Origin of the sequence: Streptomyces sp. NPDC014861 (assembly GCF_043081625.1) — a bacterium.
Classification (GTDB): domain Bacteria; phylum Actinomycetota; class Actinomycetes; order Streptomycetales; family Streptomycetaceae; genus Streptomyces.
Genome location: NZ_JBIBWV010000018.1, coordinates 88,027 through 98,930 on the forward strand (window position 1 = coordinate 88,027; position 10,904 = coordinate 98,930).

The following is a 10,904-nucleotide window of genomic DNA, read 5'->3' on the forward strand; positions in this document are numbered from 1 at the left end:
GGCCCGCATGTTTCACGTGAAACGCGGAGGGCCGCCGGGGGGGGGCCCCCCCGGGGGGGGGGGGCGGGCCCCCCCGGCCCCCCCCCCCGCGGGGGGGGGGGCCCCCCCGGGGGGGGCCCCCCCCCCCGGCGACCTCAGTCGAAGATGCTGCCGCCTCCGGTGGCCCCTTCGGAGGGCTCTCCGCCGGTTTCGCCACTGCCGTCGCCGCCGGTGTCACCGCCGCCGTTGTTCCCGCCGTTCCCGTTGCCCCCGCTGTCGGAGCCTCCCGGTGACGTGGTCGGATCCGTCGGCGTCGACGTCCCGGTGTCCGTGGGCGTCGGAGCGGTCGTCCCGCCGTTGCCGCCGCCGTTGTTGTTGCCACCGCCGTTGTTGCACTCCCAGCCGTCCCAGATGCCACAGGTGGTCTTGTCGGGCGTGGGCTTGGTGGTGGTCGGACGGCCCGTGTCGGTGGGCGTCGGCGGGGGAGTCGTGGTCGGAGCGGTGGTGGCCGTCTCGGTCGGCGTCGCCGTCTCGGTCGGCGTCGGGGTGGGCGTCGGCTTGGGCGTGGCGCCACCGCCGTAGACCGCCTGGGCGTCCGGCAGCTTCTCCGGCTCCGGGAACTCCTCGACGGGCAGGTCCGCGACGGCGTCCGTCATGTAGTCGTTCCAGATCTGCGACGGGAAGGACGAACCGTGGATCGAGTCCTGACCACCCGTGCCGTACATCTCCAGGAACTCGCGGCCCTTCTTCGTCTCGTCGTCGTCGAAGCGGTACATGTCGATCGCCGTCGAGAGCTGCGGGGTGTAGCCGACGAACCAGGCCGACTTGTTCTTGTCGGTGGTACCGGTCTTGCCGGCCACCTGGCGACCCGGAATGGCAGCGTTCTTGCCCGTGCCGCCCTTGTCCTCGACGACGCTGCGGAGCACGTCGGTGATGTTCGAGGAGATGGCGGAGGAGAACGCCTGCTTCGGCGCCGCATCGTGCTGGTAGATGACCTGGCCCTGCTTGAGCACCTTGGTCACGGAGTACGGCTCGTTGCGCTCGCCCTGGTTGGCGAAGGTGGCATAGGAGCCGGCCATGCGGATCGCGCTGGGGCTGGAGATGCCGAGCGAGAAGGACGGCACCTCGCCCTTCACCAGGGAGTCGGGACGCAGACCGGCGGCGATGGCCATGTCACGCACCTTGTCGATGCCGACGTCCATGCCGAGCTGCACGAAGGGGGAGTTGGCGGAGACGACCATGGCCTTGCGAAGGGTGATGTTGCCGTAGCTCGTGTCACCCTCGTTGTTCTGCTTCCACTCCGCTCCTTCCTCGTTGTGCCAGATCTCGCCTCGGTAGTCGCGGACCTTGAGGTCGTCCTTGCCGTTGTAGCGGCTCTTGTCGGGGTCGACCAGCTTCCGCGTGGAGGGACCCTGCTCCTTGGGACCCTCCGGGTCTCGCACGCCATCCTGCATCGCCGCGGCGAGCACGAAGGGCTTGAACGTCGAACCGACCTGGGCACCGGTGGTGTCGGCGTTGTTGGTGTAGTGCTTCGTCGCGTCCTGGCCGCCGTAGAGCGCGACGATCTTGCCGGTCTTGACGTCGACGGAGGCGCCGCCGAACTCGACGTGGGTGTCGTCCTTCGGACGCTTCTTCTCGTCGATGTACTCGTCGTAGATCTTCTTGACCGAGTCCTCCATCGCCTTCACCTTCTTCTTGTCGAAGGTGGTGTGGATCTCGTATCCGCCCAGATCCAGGGCCTCGGCGCTGATGTCGTACTTGCTGCGGAAGTTGGCCTTCGCCGTGGCGACCAGGTAACCGATCTGGCCGCTCAGCTGCGCGTCCTGCCTCGGCTTCTGGATCTTCGGCAGCGCCGTGTACTTCGCCCGCTCGTCCGCCCCGATCTTCTGGTCCTTGACCATCTCGTCGAGGATCCAACTCCACCGCTCGGTGAGGCGGGCCAGGTTGTTCGCAGGCGTGGCCTCGGGGTCGACCTCGGGGTAGCCGGCGGGGTCGAAGTACGTGGCGCCCTTGAGCACGGAGGCGAGCACCGCTGACTCGGAGGCGTTGAGCTGCTTGGCGTCCTTGTTGAAGTACGCGCGGGAGGCGGCCTGGATGCCGTAGGCGCCGCGACCGTAGTAGGCGGTGTTGAGGTAGCCGGCCAGGATGTCGGGCTTCTCGAGCTCGTTGCCGACCTTGATGGAGATGAAGAGTTCCTTCACCTTCCGGGAGAGGGTCTGCGACTGGTCGGCGAGCAGGCCGTTCTTCACGTACTGCTGGGTGATCGTCGAGCCGCCCTGGGTCTCGCCGCCCTTCGCCATGTTCCACACGGCGCGGCCGATGCCCATCGGGTCGACTCCCCAGTCGTCCCGGAAGGTCTTGTTCTCGGCCGAGATCACGGCCTCCTGCATGACCTTCGGAATCTGGTCGATGCCGACGATCTGGCGGTTCTGGCCCGCGCCGGTGGCGACCATGCGGGTGCCGTCGGCCCAGTAGTAGATGTTGTTCTGCGAGGTCGCGGTCGCGTCCACCTTGGGGATGACGACCTGCGAGTACGCGATGACCGCGCCGCCCATGAGGAGCGCGCAGAAGAACAGGAACGTACCCGTCACGAGCTTCCAGGACGGCATCCAGCGACGCCAGCCGTCCTTGTCGTGGCGCGGGTAGTCGATCACCCGCTTCTTGCCCGGCGGACGACCACCCGGACCGCCACCACGGCCGCCACCGCCGCCGCCTCCACCGCGACGGCCACCGCCGCCGCCGGGGCCGCTCGGTCCACCCGGACCGGCCGCGGGCGCGCGTCGGCGACCGCCCCGCTGGGCGGCGCGCCGGGCCTCGGCGCGTCCGCCGTACGGACGTGCCTCCTCCCCGTGGGAGGACGACGCGGTCCCCCCGTGCGCGCCGGAAGCCCCGTAGGGGGCCGGCGATCCGTACGGGGGCGTCCCCGTACCGGTGTCATGGGCCGGGGCCGACCTGCGGCCGGCCGGCTGCTGGGCGGCGCGTCGTGCCGCCGCGCGGCCGCCCGTCGGCGGCTCCTGCGACGGCATTCTGCGACGGTGCTCGCTCATCGAACGACTACTCCTCGGGCAGGCGCGTACGCCTGGAAGCGGCAGTTGAGTTCCGGTCCCCCCGAAATGCGCACGACCGGAGCCCATGGAAGGCCCCTTTCGTATCGCAGCCGGTCACCCGCTGCACTGACGCCCCAGCGCGGCTCCTGGTTCCCGGTGGTGTGCATGCCGCACAGACTACGCACGGCCAAAACCCCTCTTGCGCCGGAGTTCACCCCAAATCAGGCAAGTCGCACGCCTTGAATTGACGATGTGACGCCGGTCACGGCACCTCTACTTGTCGGACCTCTCGGCTCGTTCTATCGTGCTGATGTATCGAGTCGATACATCAGCACGGCATAAAGATTTCCGAGGGCGGACCGCAAGAGGGAGGAGGCGACGAATGAGCAGACGCTCCGGCATCCTCGAGTTCGCCGTTCTCGGCCTGCTGCGCGAGGCCCCCATGCACGGCTACGAGCTGCGCAAGCGCCTCAACACCTCGCTCGGCATCTTCCGGGCGTTCAGCTACGGGACGCTCTACCCCTGCCTCAAGACGCTGGTCGCCAACGGCTGGTTGATCGAGGAACCGGGCAGCGCCCCCGAGGAGGCCCTCGCCTCGTCACTCGCAGGACGCCGCGCCAAGATCGTCTACCGGTTGACGCCGGAAGGTAAGGAGCACTTCGAGGAGCTCCTCTCCCACACCGGGCCCGACGCCTGGGAGGACGAGCACTTCGCCGCCCGCTTCGCGTTCTTCGGCCAGACCGAGCGCGAGGTGCGGATGCGGGTCCTCGAAGGCCGCCGCAGCCGGCTGGAGGAGCGCCTGGAGAAGATGCGCGCCTCGCTGGCCCGGACGCGCGAGCGCCTCGACGACTACACGCTTGAGCTCCAGCGCCACGGAATGGAGTCCGTGGAGCGCGAAGTGCGCTGGCTGAACGAGCTCATCGAGAGCGAACGGGCGGGGCGCGACCAGCGCCCCGGCCCCGACGCTCCGCACGACAACGATTCTGGAGAGACGGGCGGCCTGCCCCGGCACGGGGGCAGTACCCGGCCGGATCCGTCCGATGACACCACCAAGTGAAACCCTGCGCCAGCAGGGCTTCCACGATCACACAGGGAGCAACCGGAATGGGTTCGGTTCGCGTAGCCATCGTCGGCGTGGGCAACTGCGCCGCGTCGCTGGTGCAGGGCGTCGAGTACTACAAGGACGCCGACCCGGCGGCCAAGGTGCCCGGCCTGATGCACGTCCAGTTCGGCGAGTACCACGTCGGTGACGTCGACTTCGTCGCCGCCTTCGACGTCGACGCGAAGAAGGTCGGCCTCGACCTCTCCGACGCCATCGGCGCCAGCGAGAACAACACCATCAAGATCTGCGACGTCCCGAGCAAGGGCGTCACGGTCCAGCGCGGCCACACCTTCGACGGTCTCGGCAAGTACTACCGCCAGACCATCGAGGAGTCCGCCGAGGAGCCGGTCGACGTCGTCCAGATCCTCAAGGACCGCCAGGTCGACGTCCTCGTCTGCTACCTGCCCGTCGGTTCCGAGGACGCGGCGAAGTTCTACGCCCAGTGCGCCATCGACGCCAAGGTCGCCTTCGTCAACGCCCTCCCGGTCTTCATCGCCGGCACCAAGGAGTGGGCGGACAAGTTCACCGAGGCCGGTGTCCCGATCGTCGGCGACGACATCAAGTCGCAGGTCGGCGCGACCATCACGCACCGCGTGATGGCCAAGCTGTTCGAGGACCGCGGTGTCCGCCTTGAGCGCACGATGCAGCTCAACGTCGGCGGCAACATGGACTTCAAGAACATGCTGGAGCGCGACCGCCTGGAGTCGAAGAAGATCTCCAAGACGCAGGCCGTCACCTCGCAGATCCCGGACCGCGAGCTGGGCGAGAAGAACGTCCACATCGGCCCGTCGGACTACGTGGCCTGGCTGGACGACCGCAAGTGGGCGTACGTGCGCCTCGAGGGCCGCGCCTTCGGCGACGTCCCGCTGAACCTGGAGTACAAGCTCGAGGTCTGGGACTCCCCGAACTCGGCCGGCGTCATCATCGACGCCCTGCGCGCCGCGAAGATCGCCAAGGACCGCGGCATCGGCGGCCCGATCCTCTCCGCGTCCTCGTACTTCATGAAGTCCCCGCCGGTGCAGTACTTCGACGACGAGGCCTTGGCCAACGTCGAGAAGTTCATCAAGGGCGAGGTCGAGCGCTGACCTTCCCGGGTCCGATGCGTTTCACCTGACGAGGGTCCCCGCGGCACTGCCCGGGGACCCTCGCCGTATGTGAGTCTTGCTGCCATGTCCGTCGTACGTGATCTGCGCGTACTGCTGCGCCTGCGCGACTTCCGCCGCCTGCTCTCCGTCCGGCTGCTCTCCCAGTGCGCCGACGGCGTCTACCAGGTGGCCCTGGCCACGTACGTCGTCTTCTCCCCCGAGAAACAGGCGTCCGCCACCGCCATCGCCTCCGCCATGGCCGTGCTCCTGCTCCCGTACTCCCTCGTCGGCCCCTTCGCGGGGGTCCTCCTCGACCGCTGGCCGCGCCGCCAGGTCTTCCTGTACGGGAACCTCCTCCGCGCCCTGCTCGCCGGCGGAACCGCCGTGCTGGTCCTCGCCTCCGTCCCGGACTGGCTCTTCTACGCCTCCGCGCTCTCCGTCACCGCCGTCAACCGCTTCGTCCTCGCGGGGCTCTCCGCCGCGCTGCCCCGGGTCGTCGACGAGGAGCGGCTGGTCGTGGCCAACTCGCTCTCGCCCACCGCCGGCACCCTCGCCGCCACCGTCGGCGGCGGACTCGCCTTCGGTGTCCGGCTGCTCGCGGACGACTCCGACGCGGTCGTGGTCGCCTTCGGGGCCGTGCTCTACCTCTGTGCCGCGCTCGCCTCACTGCGGATCCCGCGGGCGCTGCTCGGACCCGACCCGGACCAGGTGCCACCCCGGCTCTCCACGGCCGTCGTCACCACCGCCCGGGGCCTCGCCGCAGGGCTGCGCCATCTCGCCGAACGGCGCCCGGCCGCCCGGGCGCTCACCGCCGTCGGGCTGATGCGCTTCTGCTACGGCGCCCTGCTGGTGACCGTGCTCATGCTCTGCCGGTACGCCTGGAGCACCACCGAGTCCGAGGGGCTGGGGCTGCTGGGCATCGCCGTCGCCGCCTCCGGCGCGGGCTTCTTCGCCGCCGCCGTGCTCTCGCCGTGGGCGGTGGGACGGTTCGGGCCCTTCGGCTGGATGACCGTGTGCGCGGGTGCGGCCGCCGTCCTCGTGCCGGCGCTGGCGCTGGGCTTCGCGCCCACGCCGTTCCTCGTCGCCGCCTTCGTCCTGGGACTCATCACCCAGGGGGCGAAGATCGCGACCGACACCGTGGTGCAGACGAGCGTGGACGACGCCTTCCGGGGGCGGGTCTTCTCCTTGTACGACGTGCTCTTCAACGTCGCCTTCGTGGCGGCGGCCGGGGTCGCCGCCCTGATGCTGCCCCCTGACGGCCGCTCTCCGCTGCTGATCGCGCTGGTCGCGGCCGGGTACGCGGCCATCGCGCTGCTGGTGCGCGGGGGACGCGCCCGGGGGTGATGTTTCACGTGAAACACCGGCTGTGAAGCGCCGACTGTGAAGCGCCGACTGTGAAGCACCGACTGTGAAGCACCGGCGGGCCGTGCCGGCGCTCCCGCCCGGTGTTTCACGTGAAACATGGCGCGTCAGTCGCGCGCGGCCCACCACTCCTTGAGCGCGGCCACGGCCTGCTCGTACTCCATCGGCCCGTTCTCCAGCCGCAGCTCCAGCAGGAACTTGTACGCCTGTCCGACGGCGGGACCCGGCTTGATCTCCAGGATCTGCTGGATCTGGTTGCCGTCGAGGTCGGGACGGATCGAGTCCAGCTCCTCCTGCTCCTGGAGCTGGGCGATGCGGTCCTCCAGGCCGTCGTAGGCGCGGGAGAGCGCGGCCGCCTTGCGCTTGTTGCGCGTGGTGCAGTCCGAGCGGGTGAGCTTGTGCAGGCGGGAGAGGAGCGGCCCGCCGTCGCGGACGTAGCGGCGTACGGCCGAGTCGGTCCACTCGCCCGTCCCGTACCCGTGGAAGCGCAGGTGCAGCTCCACGAGCCGCGAGACGTCCTTGACCAGCTCGTTGGAGTACTTCAGCGCGATCATGCGCTTCTTGGTCATCTTGGCGCCCACCACCTCGTGGTGGTGGAAGGAGACCCGGCCGTCCTTCTCGAAGCGACGGGTACGCGGCTTGCCGATGTCGTGGAGGAGGGCGGCGAGGCGCAGCACCAGGTCCGGGCCGTCCTCCTCCAGGTCGATCGCCTGGTCGAGGACGGTCAGGGAGTGCTCGTACACGTCCTTGTGCCGGTGGTGCTCGTCGCTCTCCAGCCGCAGCGCGGGCAGCTCGGGGAGGACGTGCGCGGCGAGGCCGGTGTCGACGAGCAGGCCGAGGCCCTTGCGCGGGTGGGCGGCGAGCAGCAGCTTGTTCAGCTCGTCCCGGACGCGCTCGGCGGAGACGATCTCGATCCGGTCCGCCATCTCCGTCATCGCCGTGACGACCTCGGGAGCGACCTCGAAGTCGAGCTGGGCGGCGAAGCGGGCCGCCCGCATCATGCGCAGGGGGTCGTCCGAGAAGGACTCCTCCGGCGTGCCCGGGGTCCGCAGCACACGGGCCGCGAGGTCCTCCAGACCGCCGTACGGGTCGATGAACTCCTTCTCGGGGAGCGCCACGGCCATCGCGTTGACGGTGAAGTCACGCCGGACGAGGTCCTGGTCGATCGAGTCGCCGTAGGAGACCTCGGGCTTGCGGGAGGTGCGGTCGTACGCCTCGGAGCGGTACGTCGTGACCTCGATCTGGTAGCCGTCCTTCTGCGAGCCGACCGTCCCGAAGGCGATCCCGACCTCCCAGACGGCGTCGGCCCAGGACCGGACGATCTTCAGGACGTCCTCGGGGCGGGCGTCCGTGGTGAAGTCCAGATCGTTGCCGAGCCGGCCGAGGAGGGCGTCCCGTACCGAGCCGCCGACCAGGGCGAGGCGGAATCCGGCCTCCTGGAAACGGCGGGCGAGGTCGTCGGCTACAGGGGACACGCGCAGCAGTTCGCTGACGGCGCGGCGCTGCACCTGGCTCAGTTCGGTCGAGGTGTCTTCGTTGGCGTTCGGCACAACTGAAAAGGGTACGTGCACCGCTCCGCCCCGACGCCCCCGTTTTTCCCGGCGGCCCCTCCGGTCCGGGCCCGGGGCGCCTGTGGGGTTCCTGTGAAAACCGCCCTCTCCGGGGTGATCGGCTGGAGGAGTCCCCGGCACTCGGTCCCGCCGTGCCTCGTTACCATGCCTGGACACAGCAACCGGGCACCACTGGCATCACCGGCACCACCGACAACGACGAGGACGGGCGAACGCGTGGCTGAGGCGGCAGCTTTCCAGGGGACCGGTCCCTCACCTGCCCGCCGATGGCTGCGGCGCACCCTCACCATCGCCGTCGGAGCGCCGCTTCTCGCCGGCCTCCTCCAGAACCCCTCGGCATCGGCCCAGGCGGCCGAGGAGGCCCCCGTCTCCCGCACCGTCGATGTGTCGATCGACACGCTCTCCCCGAGCGCCCCGGTCGAGGGGGACACCGTCACCGTCACGGGAACGCTGACCAACCGGGGCAAGCGGGCCATCACCGACGCCACGGTCAACCTGCGCGTCGGCCCGCGGATGGAGAGCCGCAGCGAGATCGACCAGGTCGCCCGCCGCAAGGGCTTCCGGTCCGACAGCGACCCGCGGCCGCTGGACGCCGTCCCCGAGATCGACATCCCCCGGCTGGACGCCGGTGTCAGCCGCGACTTCAAGATCTCCGTGCCGGTGAACAAGCTGGACCTCGACGACGAGGGCGGCGTCTACCAGCTGGGCGTCTCCCTCACCGGGCAGACCTCGGACCAGCAGTACGACCGCGTCCTCGGCATCGAGCGGACCTTCCTGCCGTACCAGCCCGAGCCGACCGACAAGCGCACCCAGCTCACGTACCTCTGGCCGCTGATGTCCTCGGCCCACATCTCGGCCGACACCGCCTCGGACGACCAGCAGACCCCCGTCTTCCAGGACGACGACCTGGCCGAGGAGCTCCGCCCCGGCGGCCGGCTCGACGAGCTGGTCACGCTGGGCCAGGGCCTCCCGGTCACCTGGGTGATCGATCCGGACCTGCTGGCCTCCGTCGACGCGATGGCCAACGGCTACCGCGTCAAGGACGGCACCGGGCACACCGCCGGCACGGAGGCGAACAGGAAGCTGGCGGAGCGCTGGCTCGGCATGCTGGAGAAGGCGGTGCAGGGCCGCAAGGTCGTCGCGCTGCCGTTCGCCGACCCCGACCTCGCCTCGCTCGCTCACCGCGGCAAGGCCGTCCCCGGCTCGCTGCAGCACCTCCAGTCGGCGACCCAGCTCGCCGGACCGACCGTGGAGACGATCCTCCACGTCCAGCCCGCCACCGACTTCGCCTGGCCCGTCGAGGGCGCCGTCGACCCGTCGATCATGGCGGTCGCGACCTCGGCCGGCGCCCGCAAGGTGATCGCCCGCAGCGACAGCATCCGGGACGACGACCTCTCGTACACGCCGACCGCGGCCCGGCCCCTCGGTGGCGGGACCACGGCGGTCGTGAGCGACGCGGAGCTGTCGACGGCCTTCCAGGGCGACATGGTCCGGGCCGAGACCTCGACCCTCGCCGTCCAGGAGTTCCTGGCCCAGACCCTCGCCATCACCCTGGAGCAGCCGCAGGACCAGCGCAGCGTCGTGGTCGCCCCGCAGCGCCGGCCGAGCGTGGCACAGGCCCAGGCGATGGCCTCCGCCGTACGCGGTCTCGGCGCCAAGCGCTGGACCCAGCCGCTCGACCTGGTCGCCGCGGCGGCCGCCAAGCCCGACCCGGACGCCTCCACGACGGTGCCGCGCGCCTCGCAGTACCCGAAGAAGCTCCGTGACAGCGAGCTGCCGGTGCAGGCGTTCCGGGACATGAAGACCACCCGCGACGAGCTGGACGACTTCAAGGTCATCCTCACCGACGCGACCCGTGTCGTCCCGCCGGTCGGCAACGCCATCAACCGCGAGATGTCCGCCTCCTGGCGCGGACGCGCGCGTGAGGCGGCGATCTACCGGGTCGAGGTCGAGGACGTCCTCCAGCGGCTCACCAAGGGTGTCCTGCTCGTCGACAAGTCCGACCTCACCCTCTCCGGGCGCAGCGCCACCATCCCCGTCACGGTGCAGAACAAGCTGCTCCAGGACGTGGAGGGGCTGGTCCTGCGCCTGACGTCCAGCAACGGCACCCGTCTGAAGGTCGACGGCGAGACGTCGGCCGAGCTGCCCATCACGGTCCGCGCCGGGCACAGCCAGTCGGTGAAGTTCCCGGCCTCGGCCAACGCCAACGGCCAGGTCTCGATGACCGCGCAGCTCTACACCGTGGACGGCACCCCCTACGGCTCGCCGATGACCTTCTCCGTGAAGGTCTCCGAGATGACCCCGACGGTGATGCTGGTCATCGCCGGCGGTGTGCTGCTTCTCGTCCTGGCAGGCGTCCGCATGTACAGCCAGCGCAAGCGCCTGGCCGCCCGCGCCGCGGAGGCCGAGGCGGAGGCCGAGGCGGAGGCCGAGGCGGAGGCCGAGGCGGAGGCCGAGGCGGAGACCGACCCCGGAGCCGGCCCGAAGGCCGACCCCGAGCCCGACCCCGAAGCCGGGGGCGGAACGGAGCCGGTCAAGGTCACGGTGCCGGCGTCCGAGGCGGACGCGCGGCAGGAATCCGCGGCCGGGGAGGCGCTCGCCGCGCCCGGTCCCGCGAACGGCAGGTCCGGCGCCGACACGGCGGGCGGAACCGAGCACCCGAGTGACCCGGACACGGACACCGGCCCCGAAAGCGGCGACCCGTCGGGCCCGAGTGAGAAAGTGGACCGTTGAGCGATGTCGTGGCCGGTCGGCCGGG

6 protein-coding genes are annotated in these 10,904 nt (G+C 70.3%); 4 read left to right on the plus strand and 2 right to left on the minus strand.

What is annotated here, in order from left to right; translation table 11 throughout:
* Positions 1 to 134: 134 nt before the first annotated feature.
* Positions 135 to 3,026, minus strand: coding sequence for a transglycosylase domain-containing protein (locus tag ACF1BN_RS28080; protein WP_392334382.1), 2,892 nt, complete (start codon positions 3,024 to 3,026; stop codon positions 135 to 137).
* A 382-nt stretch (positions 3,027 to 3,408) separates the two neighbouring features.
* Here ACF1BN_RS28080 and ACF1BN_RS28085 point away from each other — a divergent pair, with 382 nt between their 5' ends.
* The 3 genes from ACF1BN_RS28085 to ACF1BN_RS28095 all read left to right on the plus strand — a co-directional run bounded on the left by ACF1BN_RS28085 (position 3,409) and on the right by ACF1BN_RS28095 (position 6,557).
* Positions 3,409 to 4,083, plus strand: coding sequence for a helix-turn-helix transcriptional regulator (locus ACF1BN_RS28085; protein ID WP_360307846.1), 675 nt, complete (start codon positions 3,409 to 3,411; stop codon positions 4,081 to 4,083).
* Between the two features lie 47 nt (positions 4,084 to 4,130).
* Positions 4,131 to 5,213 carry an inositol-3-phosphate synthase gene (locus tag ACF1BN_RS28090; protein ID WP_392334383.1) on the plus strand — a complete coding sequence of 361 codons (1,083 nt, stop codon included), beginning with the start codon at positions 4,131 to 4,133 and terminating at the stop codon, positions 5,211 to 5,213.
* An 84-nt stretch (positions 5,214 to 5,297) separates the two neighbouring features.
* On the plus strand, positions 5,298 to 6,557 hold the full coding sequence (locus tag ACF1BN_RS28095) for an MFS transporter (protein ID WP_392334384.1): 1,260 nt from the start codon (positions 5,298 to 5,300) through the stop codon (positions 6,555 to 6,557).
* Positions 6,558 to 6,682: 125 nt separating this feature from the next.
* Here ACF1BN_RS28095 and ACF1BN_RS28100 read toward each other — a convergent pair whose 3' ends face one another.
* Positions 6,683 to 8,125, minus strand: coding sequence for a CCA tRNA nucleotidyltransferase (locus ACF1BN_RS28100; protein ID WP_392334385.1), 1,443 nt, complete (start codon positions 8,123 to 8,125; stop codon positions 6,683 to 6,685).
* A gap of 237 nt (positions 8,126 to 8,362) precedes the next feature.
* On the opposite strand from ACF1BN_RS28100, the gene ACF1BN_RS28105 reads away from it, so the two are divergent.
* A complete protein-coding gene (locus ACF1BN_RS28105) occupies positions 8,363 to 10,879 on the plus strand; it encodes a DUF6049 family protein (protein WP_392334386.1) in 2,517 nt (838 codons plus the stop codon).
* Positions 10,880 to 10,904 lie beyond the last annotated feature (25 nt).

Bases quoted from the DNA above. Each gene is read 5' to 3' on its own strand.
- ACF1BN_RS28095 (WP_392334384.1), top strand. From the start codon at position 5,298: ATGTCCGTCGTACGTGATCTGCGCGTACTGCTGCGCCTGCGCGACTTC.
- ACF1BN_RS28090 (WP_392334383.1), top strand. From the start codon at position 4,131: ATGGGTTCGGTTCGCGTAGCCATCGTCGGCGTGGGCAACTGCGCCGCG.
- ACF1BN_RS28080 (WP_392334382.1), bottom strand. From the start codon at position 3,026: ATGAGCGAGCACCGTCGCAGAATGCCGTCGCAGGAGCCGCCGACGGGC.
- ACF1BN_RS28085 (WP_360307846.1), top strand. From the start codon at position 3,409: ATGAGCAGACGCTCCGGCATCCTCGAGTTCGCCGTTCTCGGCCTGCTG.